Genomic DNA, 17,940 nt, shown 5'->3' on the forward strand with positions numbered 1-17,940 from the left:
GCCGAGCGGGCGAAGGAGTTCCTCAGCTTGGTCGACGGCGGAGCCGCCTACCTGCCGGAGTCCGATCGCCTCGTGGAGATCCAAGAGGCCCTGGACGACCTCAAGCGCGCCCACGAGGGATACAACAACTTCTACGAGGAGCCTCCGGTCGCCCGTCGACTCAGAGACGTCGTCGGCCGGCACGGAGAGGTCCCCGCGCTGCTGACGGGCCCGTACGTTGCCACACTGGTCAGCGTGTTCCTGACGAACTCGCGTGGCATCGCATGGAACGCAGAGCCGTACTACATCGAGCTAATCGAGCGGTTTGACGGTGTCCAGGCTGCATATGCGCTGCGGACCTTCGCGTTCCGGTCCATCATCCCGAAGCTGTCGGACAAGCTGCCGCAGGAAAAGTGGGCCGAGCTGTTGGATCTCCTCGCGCCCAAGCTCACCGATCGCCAGGACCGCTCGCTGCTCGCTGATGTACGTGCGTTCACTGGTACTCCCGATCAGCTTCGCAAGGACACCAAGATCGCCGCCCAGCTAAAGAAGTGGCGAGAGGCGAAGGGGCACTGAGTCAAGCCTGTCGCCTGTACTTGGAGAGCGTGATCTCTGCCAGTCAAAGATCACAGTAAGTGACATGAGAGCCCCGTGCCGAAGTCGGTCGGGGCTCTCATGCTGGGGGCCGAGGTCCGGTGGGGTTGTGCTTCGTGTGGACAACGGACAGGGACGAGCGACCCCCATAAGCTCGCCGCCAACCCCTGCCCCTGCGGCCGCTTCTCGCAGAACGACGACTTCTGCGAATGCCCGCCCACCGCGATCCGCCGCTACCAGGCCCGGCTCTCCGGGCCGCTCCTCGACCGGGTCGATCTACGGGTCGAGGTCGACCGGATCACCCGCGCCGAACTCACCGAGCGCGGCGCCCGCGGCGAGTCCACGGCGACGGTGGCCGCCCGGGTCCGGCAGGCCAGGGAGCGAACGGCCGCCCGCCTGGCCGGCACACCCTGGCGGACGAACAGCGAGGTGCCGGGCCGGGAACTGCGCAGCCGCTGGTACGCCGCACCCGGCGCGATGGACGAGGCCGAGCGGAACCTGGAGCGGGGCGTGCTCACGGCGCGCGGACTCGACCGCGTCCTGCGGGTCGCCTGGACCGTCGCCGACCTCGTCGGCCACGACCGGCCCGACGCGATGGACGTCGCCCTCGCGCTGCAACTGCGCACCGGGGTCCCCCGTGGGGTCCCCATGGCCATCGGGGCGTTGACGTGACTCGCGCCGACGATCCCGGCGACGAGCTCCACGACCGGGTCTTCCTCGCCCGGGTTCTCGAACCCGGGGACGAGGTGGCCGGGCGTTGGCTGCGGGAGGTGGGGGTTCGGGAGGTCGCGGGGCGGTTGAGGGGTGGGGGGAAGCCGTTCGCGGGGGTGAGTGTGCGGCGCTGGGGCGGGCTGGTGGGGAGGGCCGAGCGGGCTGATCCGGGGCGGGACCTCGAGGTTGCCCGGGAGGCGGAGGTGCGGTTCGTGTGTCCGGGGGACGCGGAGTGGCCCGGGCAGCTGGACGATCTCGGGGATGCCCGGCCGGTGGGGCTCTGGGTCCGTGGGCGGCCCAGCCTGAGGATGTGGGCGCTGCGGTCCGTGGGCGTGGTGGGGGCGCGGGCCTGTACGGAGTACGGGGCCCATGTGGCGGCCACGCTGGCGTCCGGGCTTGCCGAGCGGGGGTGGGTGGTCGTTTCCGGGGGTGCCTACGGCATCGACGGGGCCGCTCATCGGGGGGCTCTGGCCGCGGGCGGGGCCACCGTCGCCGTGCTGGCCTGCGGTGTCGATCGGCCGTACCCCCGCGGGCACACCCAGTTGATCACCCGGATCGCGGAACAGGGGCTCGTCATCGGGGAGTTGCCGCCCGGTGACCATCCGACGCCGAGCAGGTTCATCGTCCGCAACCGGGTGATCGCGGCGCTCACCAGGGGCACCGTCGTCGTCGAGGCCGCGCACCGCAGTGGGTCACTGGCCACCGCGCGGGCGGCACAGCGGCTGGGGCGCCACACGATGGGGGTACCGGGGCCGACGACCAGCGGGCTCTCCGCCGGGGTGCATGAATTGCTGCGCGGGGAGGCCGTCCTGGTCACCGACGCCGCGGAAGTCGTGGAGCTGGTCGGAGACATGGGGGAGCTCGCGCCCGACCGGCGCGGGCCCGTCCTGCCGCGGGATCTGCTGGCGCCGGGTGCGCGGCGGGTGCTGAACGCGCTGCCCGGAAGCCGTACCGCCCCGCTCGACGAGGTCGCCCGCGCGGCGCAGACCACGGACGACGACGCCGTCGCCCGGCTGTACGAACTCCGAGCACTTGGATACGTCGAACGACACGGCGACGGCTGGAAGTTGACACGCCAGGCGATGATCTCGGTCCGCGGAGGTCGGAGTCGATGCTGACCGAGCGTGTTCGGCCGTCCGGGGGAACCGCGACGCCCTTGGAAATTCCCGCAGTTGATGCGCGGGGCCGATCACACAGAGCGACGGGCATGCCCCGAGGGGGCGCCTAGCGGAACGTATCTGCGCACGCCCCGAGCCCCGGCCTTCGCACACCGCAACACTCCAGTCACGCTACGCTCACGTGAATTCCGGTGCAGACCGGCAACTCGGCACCAGACCCGTACCAGACCGACAGCTCACCCAGGCACCCGCACTTCACGGCAGAACGGCACAAGGCGACGAATGCCCCAGCACACCTCCGGGTCCGACCGGGCGGCGATCCCCCCAGCCGCCCGCGACGGTGGCAACGTGCGGCCGCCCGCTCCCTCGACGCTCGACGAGCTGTGGCGGTCGTACAAGGCGACGGGGGGCGAACGGCTGCGCGAGCAGCTGATCCTGCACTACTCGCCGCTCGTGAAATACGTGGCGGGGCGGGTCAGCGTCGGGCTGCCGCCCAATGTGGAGCAGGCCGACTTCGTGTCCTCGGGAGTGTTCGGGCTGATCGACGCGATCGAGAAGTTCGACATCGACCGGGAGATCAAGTTCGAGACGTACGCGATCACCCGGATCCGGGGCGCCATGATCGACGAGCTGAGGGCGCTGGACTGGATTCCGCGTTCGGTACGGCAGAAGGCGCGCAACGTGGAGCGGGCCTACGCCACGCTGGAGGCGCGGCTGCGCAGAACGCCGTCCGAGGGGGAGGTGGCCGCCGAGATGGGGATCGCGGTGGACGAACTCCACTCGGTCTTCAGTCAGTTGTCGCTGGCCAACGTGGTGGCGCTGGAGGAGCTGCTGCATGTGGGGGGTGAGGGCGGCGACGGTCTGAGCGTCATGGACACGCTGGAGGACACCGCCGCGGACAACCCCGTGGAGGTGGCCGAGGACCGGGAGCTGCGGCGGTTTCTGGCGCGGGCGATCAACACGCTCCCGGAGCGGGAGAAGACCGTGGTGACGCTCTACTACTACGAGGGGCTCACGCTGGCCGAGATCGGGAACGTGCTGGGGGTGACCGAGAGCCGGGTGAGCCAGATCCACACCAAGTCGGTGCTTCAGTTGCGGGCGAAGCTGGCGAGTTTCGGCCGATGAACGACAGCGGGCCGCCCTGAGCCACTCCCGTCGTGGGCGGTGCGTCCGTAGAGTGGACGGCGTGCCAAGGATTCGAGCGGCCTCCGTGGCCGAGCACCGGTCGATGCAGCGAGCCGCCCTGCTGGACGCGGCTCGTTCCCTGCTGTCCGAGGGCGGGACGGAGGCGCTGACGTTCCCGGCGCTCGCCGAGCGGACGGGGCTCGCCCGGTCGTCCGTGTACGAGTATTTCCGGTCACGGGCCGCCGTGGTCGAGGAGCTGTGCGAGGTCGACTTCCCGGTCTGGGCCGCCGAGGTGTCCGCGGCGATGGCCGCGGCGGACGGGGCCGAGGCCAAGGTCGAGGCGTATGTGCGGGCACAGCTGGCGCTGGTCGGGGACCGGCGGCACCGCGCGGTCGTCGCGATCTCCGCGAGTGAGCTGGACGCGGGGGCGCGGGAGAAGATCCGGGCCGCGCACGGTGGGCTCGTCGCGATGATCGTCGAGGCGCTCGGGGAGCTGGGACACGCGGAGCCCCGGCTGGCGGCGATGCTGCTCCAGGGTGTCGTGGACGCGGCCGTGCGGCGGATCGAGCTCGGCGCGGCGGAGGAGCCGTCGGCGATCACGGACGCGGCGGTGTCCATGGCGCTGCGGGGAGTGCGGGGCTGATCGCTCCGCCGAACAGTTCTGGGGCAGTGGTACCCCCACAGTTCTAGGGCAGCGGTACCCCCAGCACCGGCAGCAAGATCGACGGGCCCCTGTTCAGCAGCGTCAGTGGGTTCAGATAGGTGTCCCCTCTGCGCAGGCCCCAATGGAGGCAGGACGTCGGGCAGTGGGGCGTGGCCTCGCCCACCTTGCCGATCATCTGGCCTGCCCGAACCTCCGCTCCCTTCCGCACCTCCGGATCGATCGGCTCGTACGTCGTTCGGAGGGGTGGGGTGCCCGTGTTCGTATGTTCGATGGAGATGACGCCTCTGCCCGCCACGCGGCCGGCGAAGAAGACCCGGCCCGCTCTCGTCGCTCGTACCGGCGTGCCCGTGGGGGCCGCCAGGTCCACTCCCCGGTGGCCTCGGGCGTAGGGAGTCGGCGGAGGGTCCCAGCCGCGCAGGACCGTGGAATCGGGGACAGGCCAGGTGGTGACGGCCGTCGAGGAGGCGGACAGGGCGGGGGGCCGCGGGGCCCGGCCCGGCAGCAGCAGGACGGCCAGCGCCAGGGCCGCCGCCGTACCCGCACATCGTTTCGCTCGCATCCGCCCAGGCTCCCCGCACCCCGGTGATCATGGCGTGATCTGTGGGCCACCCCCCGCTTGTGGACAGCGGCGTCACCCGGTGCCTTCTCGGTCACGTACACTTCTGTTGGCGATCCGGGTCACCGGGTCGACTTCGCACGCCCCGACATCGGGTCGACAAAACGACCTGTGTCAGCGCTCCTCGGTCCTTCGTGGCACGGCGCATGCGGGCGTCAGGCGCGGGAGCCGTCCGGCATCCGCGGCACAACCGAGAAACTCAAGGAGAACGGCCATGGCCGTCGTCACGATGCGGGAGCTGCTGGAGAGCGGCGTCCACTTCGGTCACCAGACCCGTCGCTGGAACCCGAAGATGAAGCGCTTCATCTTCACCGAGCGCAACGGCATCTACATCATCGACCTGCTCCAGTCGCTGTCGTACATCGACCGCGCCTACGAGTTCGTCAAGGAGACCGTCGCCCACGGCGGCACGGTCATGTTCGTCGGTACGAAGAAGCAGGCGCAGGAGGCCATCGCCGAGCAGGCCACCCGCGTCGGCATGCCCTACGTCAACCAGCGCTGGCTGGGCGGCATGCTCACCAACTTCTCGACCGTCTACAAGCGCCTTCAGCGCCTGAAGGAGCTTGAGCAGATCGACTTCGAGGACGTCGCGGCCTCCGGTCTGACCAAGAAGGAGCTCCTGGTCCTCTCCCGCGAGAAGGCCAAGCTGGAGAAGACCCTCGGCGGTATCCGCGAGATGCAGAAGGTGCCCAGCGCCGTCTGGATCGTGGACACCAAGAAGGAGCACATCGCGGTTGGTGAGGCCCGGAAGCTGAACATCCCGGTCGTCGCGATCCTCGACACCAACTGCGACCCCGACGAGGTCGACTACAAGATCCCGGGCAACGACGACGCGATCCGCTCCGTCACCCTGCTCACCCGCGTGATCGCCGACGCCGTCGCCGAGGGCCTCATCGCCCGTTCCGGCGTCGCCACCGGCGACAAGGGTGAGAAGGCCGCGGGCGAGCCGCTCGCCGAGTGGGAGCGCGACCTGCTCGAGGGTGAGAAGAAGGCCGACGAGGCTGCTCCCGCCGCCGAGGAGGCCCCGGCTGCGGAGGCCCCCGCCGCGGAGGCCCCCGCCGCGGAGGCCCCGGCCGCCGAGGCTCCGGCCGCGGACGCCGAGCAGGCCTGATCAGTCAGCGTTGACGGCGGGGGCGGCGACATCCGGATCGCCCCCGCCGTTCACCCGTAGATTCGCCTTCTCCATCTCGATGGGGAAAGTGGATCGGGTAGATCTCTCCGACTTCGAGAAAGACTCAACGACTCATGGCGAACTACACCGCCGCCGACGTCAAGAAGCTCCGTGAGCTCACGGGCGCCGGCATGATGGACTGCAAGAAGGCGCTCGACGAGGCCGAGGGTAGCGTCGACAAGGCCGTCGAGGCGCTCCGGATCAAGGGCCAGAAGGGCGTCGCCAAGCGCGAGGGCCGCTCCGCCGAGAACGGCGCCGTGGTCTCCCTCATCGCCGACGACAACACCTCCGGTGTCCTGGTCGAGCTGAAGTGCGAGACGGACTTCGTCGCCAAGGGCGAGAAGTTCCAGGCCGTCGCCAACCAGATCGCGCAGCACGTCGCCGCCACCTCCCCGGCCGACCTGGAGACCCTGCTCGCCTCCGAGATCGAGGCCGGCAAGACCGTTCAGGCGTTCGTCGACGAGGCCAACGCCAACCTCGGCGAGAAGATCGTCCTGGACCGCTTCGCGCAGTTCGCGGACGGCTTCGTCTACGCCTACATGCACCGCACCATGCCCGACCTGCCGCCGCAGATCGGTGTCCTGGTCGAGCTGGACAAGGCCGACGCCGACCTGGCCAAGGGCGTCGCCCAGCACATCGCCGCCTTCGCGCCGAAGTACCTCTCCAAGGAGGACGTGCCGGCCGAGGTCGTCGAGTCCGAGCGCCGCGTCGCCGAGGAGACCACCCGCGCCGAGGGCAAGCCCGAGGCCGCCCTGCCGAAGATCGTCGAGGGTCGCCTCAACGGCTTCTTCAAGGACGCCACGCTGCTCGGCCAGCCGTACGCCCTCGACAACAAGAAGTCCGTCGAGAAGGTTCTGGCGGAGGCCGGTGTCACCCTGAAGCGCTTCACGCGCATCAAGGTCGGCATCTGAGTCCGTACCGCGAACGACGCGCGACCCCGATAGGGTCGACAGCAGTCGTCCCGGTACGCCGTCACCTGCGTGGCGGACGACAGCAGATCTGACGAGGAGGCCATTGCCGCGCATGGGATGCCAACACCCCACCGGCAATGGCCTTCTTCGTATGTGCAACACGTGAAAGAGGCGGGATCTCCATGACCACCAAGGCCCAGAAGAGCGACGACGGCAAAGTACGCGGCCGGTTTCTGCTGAAGCTGTCCGGTGAGGCATTCTCCGGTGGCGGGGGCCTGGGCGTGGACCCCGACGTGGTGCACAAGATCGCCCGTGAGATCGCGGCCGTCGTGCGGGACGGCGCGGAGATCGCCGTCGTCATCGGCGGCGGCAACTTCTTCCGCGGCGCGGAACTCCAGCAGCGCGGCATGGACCGCGCCCGCTCGGACTACATGGGCATGCTCGGCACCGTGATGAACTGCCTCGCCCTCCAGGACTTCCTGGAGAAGGAGGGCATCGACAGCCGGGTCCAGACCGCCATCACCATGGGCCAGGTCGCCGAGCCGTACATCCCGCTGCGCGCCGTGCGCCACCTGGAGAAGGGCCGCGTGGTCATCTTCGGCGCCGGTATGGGCATGCCGTACTTCTCCACCGACACCACCGCCGCCCAGCGCGCCCTGGAGATCGACGCCGAGGCCCTGCTGATGGGCAAGAACGGCGTGGACGGGGTCTACGACTCCGACCCCAAGGCCAACCCGGACGCGGTCAAGTTCGACTCCCTCGGCTACGGCGAGGTCATCACCCGGGACCTCAAGGTCGCCGACGCCACGGCCATCACGCTGTGCCGCGACAACAAGCTCCCGATCCTGGTGTTCGAGCTTCTGGCGGAGGGCAATATCGCCCGCGCCGTCAAGGGTGAGAAGATCGGCACGCTTGTGGGTGACCAGGACAGCCGGGACTGACCGGCAACACCTACGGACCCTGACCGGGGGATGGACAATGTTCTGCCGGTCGGGAACCGTGCAGGAAGAAGACGCGACGCAGCCGGCCGCCGCCCCCGTAACGGAACCGCAGCCGGGCCTACTCAAGACACGCAGGAGCAAGTGGTGATCGAAGAGACCCTCCTCGAGGCCGAGGAGAAGATGGAGAAGGCCGTCGTGGTCGCCAAGGAGGACTTCGCCGCGATCCGCACCGGCCGTGCGCACCCGGCGATGTTCAACAAGATCGTGGCCGACTACTACGGCGCGCCGACGCCGATCAACCAGTTGGCCTCGTTCTCCGTGCCGGAGCCGCGCATGGCGGTCGTGACCCCGTTCGACAAGAGCGCGCTGCGCAACATCGAGCAGGCGATCCGCGACTCCGACCTGGGCGTCAACCCGAGCAACGACGGCAACATCATCCGTGTGGTGTTCCCCGAGCTCACCGAGGAGCGCCGCCGCGACTACATCAAGGTCGCCAAGGGCAAGGCCGAGGACTCGCGCGTGTCCATCCGCTCGGTGCGCCGCAAGGCCAAGGACGCGATCGACAAGCTCGTCAAGGACGGCGAGGTCGGCGAGGACGAAGGCCGCCGTGCGGAGAAGGAGCTCGACGACGCGACGCACAAGTACGTCGCCCAGGTGGACGAGCTCCTGAAGCACAAGGAAGCGGAGCTGCTCGAGGTCTGATGAACGACTCTTCCTGGGGCGCTCCGCCACACGCCGGCCCGTCGGCCGGGTACTGGGGACCGTCCGACCAGGGGCCTGTCCAGGGGGCTGCCCCGGCGGGTCCCGCGTACGATGCGCCTCAGGCGCAGCACACTCGCCCCATGCCCATCGTGCCCGACGTACCCGCGTATGGCGGAGACCAGGATGACGACCGGGGGGCCGCTCGGCTGAGCGGCCCCTTGTTCCGCGACGAGACGCCGCAGGCGCGGACCTACCCGGCCGCGCCGCAGAATCCGGAGCCCATGCACGACGCCCCGCAGCCGGCGCCGCGACCGCAGAAGAAGAGTGCGGGACGCGACCTGGGTGCGGCCATAGGCGTCGGCGTCGGGCTCGGCGCGGTGATCGTGGCCTCGCTGTTCGTCGTCAAGGCGGTGTTCGTCGGCGTCGTGGCCGTCGCCGTCGTCGTGGGCCTGTGGGAGCTGACCAAGCGGCTGGAGGAGCGCAAGGCGATCAAGGCGCCGCTCGTGCCGCTCGCGCTCGGCGGCGCGGCGATGGTCGTCGCCGGGTACGTCCGCGGGGCCGAGGGCGCCTGGGTGGCGATGGCGCTGACCGCGCTGGCCGTCCTGGTCTGGCGGATGACCGAGCCGCCGGAGGGCTACCTCAAGGACGTCACGGCGGGCGTCTTCGCGGCGTTCTACGTCCCCTTCCTGGCGACGTTCGTCGCGATGATGCTGACCGCCGACGACGGCGCCTGGCGGGTGCTGACGTTCCTGCTGCTCACCGTCGTCAGCGACACCGGCGCGTACGCCGTCGGCTGGCGCTTCGGCAAGCACAAGCTCGCCCCGCGCATCAGCCCCGGCAAGACCCGCGAGGGCCTGCTGGGAGCGGTCTCCTTCGCCATGGTCGCGGGCGCGCTGTGCATGCAGTTCCTGATCGACGACGGCACCTGGTGGCAGGGGCTGCTGCTGGGCCTCGCGGTCGCGGCGAGCGCCACGCTGGGCGATCTCGGCGAGTCGATGATCAAGCGGGACCTCGGCATCAAGGACATGGGCACCTTGCTGCCGGGCCACGGCGGCATCATGGACCGTCTGGATTCCTTGCTGCCGACGGCGCCGGTGGTGTGGTTGCTGCTGGTGCTGTTCGTCGGATCCGGCTGAGTGTCGTACGGACCCCGGTCGAGCCCCCGCTCCGGCGGGGGCTCTGCTGTTCTCCTCGGCGCTGCGGTGGGACGATTTGGGTGTACACCCGCCAAGGGGGTTCACCATGTCCGCCATCCGACAGTCCATTGACGTCGACCGGACTCCCGCCGACGTCTTCGCCTACATCACCGACCCCTCCCACCTGCCCGAATGGCAGCTGAGCGCGGTCAAGGCCGAGTCGCTCGAAGAGGGGCCCGTCCATCCCGGCTCCCAGGTCAAGGTCATCCGCCGCATCGGCAACCGCGAGATCCCGATGATGATCGAGTTCGACGACCTCGACCCGCCCCACAGCTGGGACCTGCACGGGGTTGGGGGCCCGGTCCGGCCCCGCACCCACGGTTCGATCGAACCGCTCGACAACGGCCTCCGCTCCCGCGTGACCATAGAGATCGACTTCGAAGGACACGGCCTGGGCAAGGTCCTGGTGCCCCTCGTCGTCCGTCCCCAGGTCCGCAAGGAGCTCCCCCGCGACGAGGCACTCCTGAAGGAGAGGCTGGAGGGGACCACCGCGTAAACGGGCGGACCTGGCCACACCAATCGATCTGCGACACTGGTACGGCCATGCCTAAGCCCGGAGAACTCACATTCGTCGCCCCGCGCGGAGCCAAGAAGCCGCCGCGGCATCTCGCCGATCTCTCGCCCGCCGAGCGCAAGGACGCCGTCGCGGCGGTCGGGGAGAAGCCGTTTCGTGCCAAGCAGCTCTCGCAGCACTACTTCGCGCGGTACACCCACGACCCCGAGCAGTGGACCGACATCCCTGCCGGGGCGCGCGGAAAGCTGCGCGAGGAGCTGTTCCCCGAGCTGATGACGGTAGTACGGCATCTGTCGACCGACCAGGGGACCACCCGTAAGACGCTGTGGCGGCTGTTCGACGGGACGCTCGTCGAGTCGGTGTTGATGCGGTATCCGGACCGGGTGACCATGTGCATCAGTTCGCAGGCGGGGTGCGGGATGAACTGCCCGTTCTGCGCGACCGGGCAGGCCGGGCTCGACCGGAATCTGTCCACCGCCGAGATCGTCCATCAGATCGTCGACGGGATGCGGGCGCTGCGGGACGGGGAGGTGCCCGGTGGGCCCGCCCGGCTGTCCAACATCGTCTTCATGGGCATGGGCGAGCCGCTCGCCAACTACAACCGGGTCGTCGGGTCCATCCGGCGGCTCACCGACCCCGAGCCGGACGGGCTCGGGCTGTCACAGCGCGGGATCACCGTCTCCACCGTCGGTCTCGTCCCGGCCATCCACCGGTTCTCCGACGAGGGCTTCAAATGCCGGCTCGCGATCTCGCTGCACGCGCCCGACGACGAGCTGCGTGACACCCTCGTCCCCGTGAACACGCGGTGGAAGGTGCGCGAGGTCCTCGACGCGGGCTTCGAGTACTCCGCGAAGTCCGGGCGCCGGCTGTCCATCGAGTACGCGCTCATCCGGGACATCAACGACCAGGCCTGGCGCGGTGACCGGCTCGGGCGGCTGCTCAAGGGCAAGCCCGTGCATGTGAACCTGATTCCGCTGAATCCGACTCCGGGGTCCAAGTGGACCGCCTCGCGGCCCGAGGACGAGAAGGCGTTCGTGGAGGCCATCGCCGCCCACGGGGTGCCGGTGACCGTCCGGGACACCCGAGGTCAGGAGATCGACGGGGCGTGTGGTCAGCTCGCGGCCACCGAGCGGTAGTCTGAGCGCGTACATCCGTACGCACATCTTCATATCCGACAGGGGAGCGCCACAGCGCTGAGAGTGCGGGACAGGCCGCAGACCCTCTGAACCTGGCCCAGGTCATTCTGGGTAGGGAGATCGGTCGTCACTCAAGCTGTTGCGCCCTGCCCGGAAGCTGCCGCTCCGGGCAGGGCCGCGTCTCTTCCTGGTCCACTCCAGGAGGAATTCAGTGAGCATCACCAAGAAGGCCACGGTCATGGCCGTCGGCCTCGGTCTCGTCACGCTGCCCACGCTGGCCGCGTGCGGGTCGTCCGACAGCGGCGACTCGGGCGACTCCAAGACCGTCACGCTCGTCAGCCACAACTCGTGGGCCGTGTCCAAGGACGTCCTCGCCGAGTTCGAGAAGAGCTCCGGGTACCAGGTCAAGGTCCTGGAGGACGGCGACGCCGGGCAGGCCGTCAACAAGGCCATCCTCACCAAGGACAACCCGCAGGGCGACGTCTTCTTCGGCGTCGACAACACCCTGCTGTCCCGGGCGCTCGACAACGGGCTCTTCCAGCCGTACGAGGCCAAGGGGTCCGACCTGATCGTGCCGGAGTTCCGGGCCGACACGGACAAGCACCGGGTCACGCCGATCGACACCGGCGACATCTGCGTCAACTACGACAAGCAGTATTTCGAGGACCACAAGCTGACGCCGCCGTCGACCTTCGACGACCTGATCAAGCCCGAGTACAAGAACCTCCTGGTCACCGAGAACGCCTCGACCTCCTCGCCCGGCCTCGGCTTCCTGCTCGGCACCGCCGCGCAGTACGGGGACGACGGCTGGCAGGACTACTGGACGAAGCTGAAGGCCAACGGCGTGAAGGTCGTCGACGGCTGGGAGCAGGCCTACAACGAGGAGTTCTCCGGTTCCGCCGGCGGCAAGGCCGCGAAGGCGGAGCGGCCGCTGGTCGTCTCGTACGCCTCCTCGCCGCCCGCCGAGGTGATCTACGGCGATCCCAAGCCAACCACCGCGCCCACCGGCGTCGCCGAGGGCACCTGCTTCCGGCAGGTCGAGTACGCCGGTCTGCTGAGCAACGCCAAGAACACCGAGGGCGGCAAGGCGCTGCTCGACTTCCTGGTCAGCAAGCCGTTCCAGGACGACATGCCGCTCAACATGTTCGTCTACCCGGTCCGCGAGGGCGCCCAGGTGCCCCAGGAGTTCGTGAAGTACGGTCCGCGGGCCGAGGACCCGCAGACCATGGACCCCGAGAAGATCGCCGACCACCGCGATGAGTGGGTCAAGTCGTGGACCTCGCTCGTACTGAAGTAGCCCGCCCGAGGAGGCACGCGGCGCGGCTGGGTCTGATGGCCCTGCCCGTCGCGTTCTTCGGCGTCTTCTTCGCCTACCCCGTCACCGCGATCGTCGCGCGCGGTCTGCACGCCGACGGGGCCTGGCACTTCGGCCGGATCTGGGATGTCGTGGCCCAGCCGGACATCCGGCACGTCCTGTGGTTCACCACCTGGCAGGCCCTCGCCTCGACCGCGCTGACCCTGCTGGTCGCACTGCCCGGCGCCTATGTCTTCGCGCGCTACGACTTCCCCGGCAAGCAGGTGCTGCGGGCCGTGGTGACGGTGCCGTTCGTGCTGCCGACGGTCGTCGTCGGTACGGCCTTCCTGGCGCTGGTCGGCCGGGGCGGACTGCTCGACGAGCTGTGGGGTCTACGGCTGGACACCACCGTGTGGGCGATCCTGCTGGCGCATGTCTTCTTCAACTACGCGGTCGCCGTGCGCACCGTCGGCGGACTGTGGGCGCAGCTCGATCCACGGCAGGAGGAGGCGGCCCGGATGCTCGGGGCGTCGCGCTTCAAGGCCTGGCGGCAGATCACCCTGCCCGCCCTCGGCCCGGCCGTGGCCGCCGCCACCCTGATGGTCTTCCTGTTCACCTTCACCTCCTTCGGTGTCGTGCAGATCCTCGGCGGCCCCACCTTCTCCACCCTCGAAGTGGAGATCTACCGCCAGACCTCCGAGATCTTCGACCTGGCCACGGCCGCGGTCCTCACCCTCGTCCAGTTCGTGGCCGTCGGCGCGATCCTCGCCGTGCACGCCTGGACGGTACGGCGGCGGGAGACCGCGCTGCGGCTGGTGGACGCCTCGCTGACCGCGCGCCGGCCGCGCGGAGCCGGGCAGTGGGCGCTGCTGGCCGGCGTCCTGGTCACCATCGTCGTACTGCTCCTGCTGCCCCTCGCCGTGCTGGTGCAGCGGTCCCTGGACGCGCCCGGGTTCGCCTACTACCGGGAGCTGACCTCGGCCGACCGCGGGGTCTTCCTGGTCCCGCCGATCGAGGCGATCGGGAACTCGCTGGAGTACGCCGCGGTCGCGACCGCCGTCGCCGTGGTGATCGGCGGACTCGCCGCCGCCGCGCTGACCCGACGGGACGCGGGACGGTTCGTACGGGGCTTCGACGCGCTGCTGATGCTGCCGCTCGGGGTGTCCGCGGTGACCGTCGGGTTCGGGTTCCTGATCGCTCTGGACGAGCCGCCGCTCGATCTGCGGGCCAGCTGGATCCTGGTGCCGCTCGCCCAGGCACTCGTGGGCGTCCCCTTCGTCGTACGGACCATGCTGCCCGTGCTGCGCGCCGTGGATCAGCGGCTGCGGGAGGCGGCGGCCGTGCTCGGGGCGTCGCCGTGGCGGGTGTGGCGGGAGGTGGATCTGCCGATGGTGCGGCGGGCGCTGCTGATCGCGGCCGGGTTCGCCTTCGCCGTGTCGCTGGGGGAGTTCGGGGCGACCGTGTTCATCGCGCGGCCGGACAATCCGACGCTGCCGGTCGCGGTGGCCAAGCTGCTCGGCCGGGCCGGTCAGCTCAACTACGGCCAGGCGATGGCCCTTTCGACGATTCTGATGGTGGTGTGCGCGGTGGCGCTGCTGGTGCTGGAGCGGCTGCGGACCGATCGGACGGGGGAGTTCTGATGCTGCTGAGCCTGGAGAACGCGACCGTGCGGTTCGGCGGGCGGGCCGTGCTCGACGCGGTGGACCTGTCGGTGGCCGAGCACGAGGTGGTGTGCGTTCTCGGGCCGAGCGGCAGCGGCAAGTCGACGCTGCTGCGGGCGGTCGCGGGCTTGCAGCCGCTGGACGCGGGGCGGGTGGCGCTCGACGGGAACGACCAGAACGGGATTCCCGCGCACCGGCGGGGAGTCGGGCTGATGTTCCAGGATCATCAGCTCTTTCCGCAGCGGGACGTGGGCGGGAATGTTGCCTTCGGGCTGCGGATGCACGGGGCTTCAAAGGCGGAACAGGCCGACCGGGTACGCGAGTTGCTGGACCTCGTCGGGCTTCCCGGCGCCGCCCGCAGGGCCGTGGCCTCGCTCTCCGGTGGGGAGCAGCAGCGGGTGGCGCTGGCGCGGGCGCTGGCGCCCAGGCCGCGGCTGCTGATGCTCGACGAGCCGCTCGGGCAGCTCGACCGCTCGCTGCGGGAGCGTCTGGTGATGGAACTGCGGGAACTGTTCAGTGAGTTGGGTACCACCGTGCTCGCGGTGACGCACGACCAGGGCGAGGCCTTCGCTCTGGCCGACCGGGTCGTGGTGATGCGGGACGGGCGGATCGCCCAGACGGGGACGCCACTTGAGGTGTGGCAACGGCCGGCGGACGAGTTCGTGGCCCGGTTCCTCGGCTTCGACAACGTGGTCCCGGCGACGGTCGCCGGGCAGGCCGCCGCCACGCCCTGGGGCAAGCTGCCGGTGCCCGACGACACTCCTGAGGGCCCTCGTACGCTGCTCGTCCGGCCCGCGGGGGTGCGGCTGGTCGCCGCCGACCAGGGGCTTCGCTGCACGGTGGCCGCCCGGACGTTCAAGGGCACGCATGTCGCCGTACACCTTCAGCCTGAGGATGCGCCTCGGCTGGAGGCCGCGTGTGCGCTCCGCGCGGCGCCGGGGGTGGGGGATGAGGTTGGGGTGGAGTTCGATGCGGCGGAGGTTGTTGTGCTGGCGGAGCCGCGGTAGGTGCGTGCTTGACTGCTGCGCCGTCGTGGCTTGTCGCGCAGTTCCCCGCGCCCCTGGGCGGGTGAAGCGGGCCATCCTCGGGCCGAGGCCGGAGTGATGGCCCGCTCCCAAGGTCAGCGCGTGCCGCGCTTGCGCAGGCCGAAGAAGACCGCGCCGCCGCCGATCGCGACCAGAGCGACCGCGATGCCCGCGATCAGGGGGGTGTTGGAGTCGGCGCCGGTCTCGGCGAGGTTGGACTCACCGGCCGGGGACGGGGCGTTGCTGGAGGTGTCCGCGGGAGGGGTGCTCTCGCCCTCGGAGGGGGACGGAGCCGGGGAGGACTCCTCCTCGGCCGGGGTGGAGGCGTCGTCCGACGGCGTCGCGGACGGGCTGTCCGACGGGGCCGGGGTGTCCTCCTTCTTGCAGGCCGTGGACGGGGTCGTCAGATTCGGCTTGATGTCCTCGTCGACCTGGTTGCCGGCCTTGACGTGGATGCGGTACTCCGCGTCCGGCTTCCAGTCCTCGGCGAAGGTGATGGTGACACCCTCGCGCGAGCCCTCGACCACCTGCTCGCCGACCTTCTTCAGATCGGCGCCGTTGTTCTGGAGGTAGACGGTGACCGTGGCCGGAACGCCGGTGGGGTCGACGTCGGTGACGGTGATGACACCGTTGTCACCGTCGCACTTGGCCTCGGCGGAGAACTCGTTGATGTTGCACGCGAACGCGTTGCCGCCGACACCGAGCACGAGTGCGGCCGAGGCGGAGGCGAGGCCGAGCACGCGCGCGGAACGGGCGACGGTACGGCGGGATATCGGCAAAGCGGACAGGACTGCCACGTTTGTCCTTCACATGTTGCGCATATGCGGGGGGTTGGGGGAGCGGTGACACGGGCGCATCTCCACTCCCAGGAGGCTCACAGGTTTATAAGCGCTGCGTAAGTAGTGTCAACGCATATGCCGGACAAGGGCCTTGGCTTTGCCCTCTTATTAACCGCCGAGACGTTTCAGCGCCTCCGGAGCCTCCTCGATCCGGTCGACCAGGGCGATACGGGACTCCATGGACCGCTCCCGCGCGAGCGACCGGAGCAGCGGCCACGTCGGCAGCTTCTCCGTCCAGTGCTCCCGGTTGACCAGCACCATCGGCGTGGGCTCGCCGCGCGACTCGTAGTAGTTCGGCGTCGCGTTGTCGAAGATCTCCTGTACGGTGCCGGCGGCCCCCGGCAGGAAGACCACACCGGCGTTGGCGCGGGCCAGCAGGCCGTCCTCGCGGGTCGCGTTGGCGAAGTACTTGGCGATGTGCGCGGCGAAGGGATTCGGCGGCTCATGGCCGTAGAACCAGGTCGGGATGCCGATCGAGGCGCCGCCCTTGGGCCAGCGGGTGCGGACCTCGAAGGCGGCCGTCGCCCAGGCGGTGATGGACGGGGTGAACTTCGGGTCCCTCGCGAGGAGTCCGAGGGCCTCGGTGAGCATCTCGTCCCCGTACGGGGCGGCGTACGCGCCGAGGTTCGCGGCCTCCATCGCGCCGGGTCCGCCGCCGGTGGCGACGGTGAGTCCGGCCCGGGTCAGCTCGCGGCCGAGGCGGGCGGCACCGGCGTAGGCGTCCGTGCCGCGGGCCATCGCGTGGCCGCCCATGACGCCCACGACCCTTGCTCCGCGCAGGAGTTCGTCGAGGGCGTCGGAGACGGCGTCGTCGTGGACGGAGCGCAGCATCGACGCGAGTATGTCGCCGTCCGCCTTGGTCTGCTGGAACCAGGCGTAGGTGAGCGCGTCGGGGGTGTGCTCATAACCCTTGTCCAGATGGGCGAAGAGCTCGTCCGGGGTGTAGAGCAGACCGCGGTACGGATCGAAGGGCAGGTCCGGGACCGGCGGGAAGACCATGGCACCGTCCGCGCGGATCTTCGCGGCGGCGTTCTCGCGCATCGGGCAGCCGAGGAATATGGCGCCCGCGGTGTCGGTGGCGAGCAGTTCGCGCGTACGGTCCGTCAGATCGACGGCCTGGATCCGGAATCCGGCGAGCGTGCCGCGCGCGGAGACGGTGGCGTCGAACTCCTGGAGCGTCTCGATCTCACGGTCGTCGTGGTGGGCCGCATGGGCGGGCATCGTCTGCACGCGCCCATGCTAGACACGGCGGCCGTGGCTTCCGACGCGGGCTCTCAGCCCTCGATCGCGGCCGGGTCCATCCATACGACCTCCCAGCTGTGGCCGTCGAGGTCGTCGAAGCCGCGGCCGTACATGAAGTCCATGTCCTGGACCTTGTCCGAGGCGGTGCCGCCGGCGGCGACGGCCTTCTCCACCAGCTCGTCGACCTTCTCGCGGCTCTCGGCGCTCAGACAGATCGCCACCTCGCTGGTCTTCGTGGCGTCCGCGATCTCCTTGTCGGTGAACGTCGCGTAGAACGGCTTGGTGAGGAGCATCGTCACGATGGTCTCGCTGATCACGACACTCGCCGCGTTCTCGTCGCTGAACTGGGGGTTGATCGAGTAGCCCAGCTCCGTGAAGAACTTCTTGGAGGCGTCGAGGTCGGCGACGGGCAGGTTCACGAAGATCATCTGCTGGTACATCTGGAGTCTCTCCCATCGGGGTCGGTCTGTTCGGTTGGGTAGACCGGGGGCCGGGGCGGAA

18 protein-coding genes, 1 pseudogene and 1 riboswitch are annotated in these 17,940 nt (G+C 69.8%); of the genes and pseudogenes, 15 read left to right on the plus strand and 4 right to left on the minus strand.

Features of this window, described 5'->3' with window-relative positions:
* Nucleotides 1-27 precede the first annotated feature (27 nt).
* The 5 genes and pseudogenes from STRCI_RS29165 (at nucleotide 28) to STRCI_RS29185 (ending at nucleotide 4,170) form a co-directional block, all read left to right on the plus strand.
* Complete coding sequence (locus STRCI_RS29165) at nucleotides 28-555, plus strand: hypothetical protein (RefSeq protein ID WP_269661926.1); 528 nt, start codon at nucleotides 28-30, stop codon at nucleotides 553-555.
* A gap of 171 nt (nucleotides 556-726) precedes the next feature.
* A pseudogene (locus STRCI_RS29170) lies at nucleotides 727-1,245 on the plus strand (magnesium chelatase subunit ChlI family protein); the annotation flags it as partial.
* Nucleotides 1,242-2,402, plus strand: coding sequence for a DNA-processing protein DprA (gene dprA, locus STRCI_RS29175; RefSeq protein WP_269661927.1), 1,161 nt, complete (start codon nucleotides 1,242-1,244; stop codon nucleotides 2,400-2,402). The pseudogene STRCI_RS29170 and the gene dprA, both read left to right, overlap by 4 nt.
* Before the next feature lie 282 nt (nucleotides 2,403-2,684).
* On the plus strand, nucleotides 2,685-3,527 hold the full coding sequence (gene whiG, locus STRCI_RS29180) for an RNA polymerase sigma factor WhiG (RefSeq protein ID WP_269661928.1): 843 nt from the start codon (nucleotides 2,685-2,687) through the stop codon (nucleotides 3,525-3,527).
* Nucleotides 3,528-3,612: 85 nt separating this feature from the next.
* Nucleotides 3,613-4,170 (plus strand): TetR/AcrR family transcriptional regulator, encoded by a 558-nt coding sequence (locus tag STRCI_RS29185; protein WP_269664672.1) that lies wholly within the window; start codon nucleotides 3,613-3,615, stop codon nucleotides 4,168-4,170.
* A gap of 43 nt (nucleotides 4,171-4,213) precedes the next feature.
* Here STRCI_RS29185 and STRCI_RS29190 read toward each other — a convergent pair whose 3' ends face one another.
* Nucleotides 4,214-4,750 carry a M23 family metallopeptidase gene (locus STRCI_RS29190; RefSeq protein WP_269661929.1) on the minus strand — a complete coding sequence of 179 codons (537 nt, stop codon included), beginning with the start codon at nucleotides 4,748-4,750 and terminating at the stop codon, nucleotides 4,214-4,216.
* A 271-nt stretch (nucleotides 4,751-5,021) separates the two neighbouring features.
* On the opposite strand from STRCI_RS29190, the gene rpsB reads away from it, so the two are divergent.
* The 10 genes from rpsB (at nucleotide 5,022) to STRCI_RS29240 (ending at nucleotide 15,340) form a co-directional block, all read left to right on the plus strand.
* On the plus strand, nucleotides 5,022-5,918 hold the full coding sequence (gene rpsB, locus STRCI_RS29195; protein ID WP_269661930.1) for a 30S ribosomal protein S2: 897 nt from the start codon (nucleotides 5,022-5,024) through the stop codon (nucleotides 5,916-5,918).
* Nucleotides 5,919-6,052: 134 nt separating this feature from the next.
* Complete coding sequence (gene tsf, locus STRCI_RS29200; protein WP_269661931.1) at nucleotides 6,053-6,889, plus strand: translation elongation factor Ts; 837 nt, start codon at nucleotides 6,053-6,055, stop codon at nucleotides 6,887-6,889.
* 182 nt (nucleotides 6,890-7,071) lie between these two features.
* Nucleotides 7,072-7,830: a UMP kinase gene (gene pyrH, locus STRCI_RS29205; RefSeq protein WP_015657554.1), complete on the plus strand. Its 759-nt coding sequence runs from the start codon at nucleotides 7,072-7,074 to the stop codon at nucleotides 7,828-7,830.
* Nucleotides 7,831-7,974: 144 nt separating this feature from the next.
* Nucleotides 7,975-8,532 carry a ribosome recycling factor gene (gene frr, locus STRCI_RS29210; RefSeq protein WP_041821334.1) on the plus strand — a complete coding sequence of 186 codons (558 nt, stop codon included), beginning with the start codon at nucleotides 7,975-7,977 and terminating at the stop codon, nucleotides 8,530-8,532.
* Nucleotides 8,532-9,668 carry a phosphatidate cytidylyltransferase gene (locus tag STRCI_RS29215; protein WP_269661932.1) on the plus strand — a complete coding sequence of 379 codons (1,137 nt, stop codon included), beginning with the start codon at nucleotides 8,532-8,534 and terminating at the stop codon, nucleotides 9,666-9,668. The genes frr and STRCI_RS29215 overlap by 1 nt, the downstream gene beginning before the upstream one ends.
* Before the next feature lie 106 nt (nucleotides 9,669-9,774).
* Nucleotides 9,775-10,224: an SRPBCC family protein gene (locus STRCI_RS29220; RefSeq protein WP_269661933.1), complete on the plus strand. Its 450-nt coding sequence runs from the start codon at nucleotides 9,775-9,777 to the stop codon at nucleotides 10,222-10,224.
* A gap of 47 nt (nucleotides 10,225-10,271) precedes the next feature.
* Nucleotides 10,272-11,378 (plus strand): dual-specificity RNA methyltransferase RlmN, encoded by a 1,107-nt coding sequence (rlmN, locus tag STRCI_RS29225; RefSeq protein ID WP_269661934.1) that lies wholly within the window; start codon nucleotides 10,272-10,274, stop codon nucleotides 11,376-11,378.
* A gap of 30 nt (nucleotides 11,379-11,408) precedes the next feature.
* A riboswitch (TPP riboswitch) is annotated at nucleotides 11,409-11,514 on the plus strand.
* 75 nt (nucleotides 11,515-11,589) lie between these two features.
* The gene (locus tag STRCI_RS29230) at nucleotides 11,590-12,675 is read left to right on the plus strand and encodes a thiamine ABC transporter substrate-binding protein (RefSeq protein WP_269661935.1); all 1,086 of its coding nucleotides are present in this window, start codon (nucleotides 11,590-11,592) and stop codon (nucleotides 12,673-12,675) included.
* A gap of 35 nt (nucleotides 12,676-12,710) precedes the next feature.
* Entirely contained in the window at nucleotides 12,711-14,312 is a 1,602-nt protein-coding gene (locus STRCI_RS29235; protein ID WP_269661936.1) for an ABC transporter permease, read from the plus strand.
* A complete protein-coding gene (locus tag STRCI_RS29240) occupies nucleotides 14,312-15,340 on the plus strand; it encodes an ABC transporter ATP-binding protein (protein WP_269661937.1) in 1,029 nt (342 codons plus the stop codon). Before STRCI_RS29235 ends, STRCI_RS29240 begins: the two co-directional genes overlap by 1 nt.
* Nucleotides 15,341-15,453: 113 nt before the next feature.
* On the opposite strand, the gene STRCI_RS29245 is transcribed toward STRCI_RS29240, so the two are convergent.
* From STRCI_RS29245 to STRCI_RS29255, 3 genes are all read right to left on the minus strand, one after another.
* The gene (locus STRCI_RS29245; protein WP_418953387.1) at nucleotides 15,454-16,155 is read right to left on the minus strand and encodes an LAETG motif-containing sortase-dependent surface protein; all 702 of its coding nucleotides are present in this window, start codon (nucleotides 16,153-16,155) and stop codon (nucleotides 15,454-15,456) included.
* 150 nt (nucleotides 16,156-16,305) lie between these two features.
* Entirely contained in the window at nucleotides 16,306-17,427 is a 1,122-nt protein-coding gene (locus STRCI_RS29250) for an LOG family protein (RefSeq protein ID WP_269661938.1), read from the minus strand.
* Nucleotides 17,428-17,471: 44 nt separating this feature from the next.
* Complete coding sequence (locus tag STRCI_RS29255; protein WP_269661939.1) at nucleotides 17,472-17,879, minus strand: VOC family protein; 408 nt, start codon at nucleotides 17,877-17,879, stop codon at nucleotides 17,472-17,474.
* Between the last annotated feature and the right edge of the window lie 61 nt (nucleotides 17,880-17,940).

Origin of the sequence: Streptomyces cinnabarinus, from assembly GCF_027270315.1 — a bacterium.
Taxonomy (GTDB): domain Bacteria; phylum Actinomycetota; class Actinomycetes; order Streptomycetales; family Streptomycetaceae; genus Streptomyces; species Streptomyces cinnabarinus.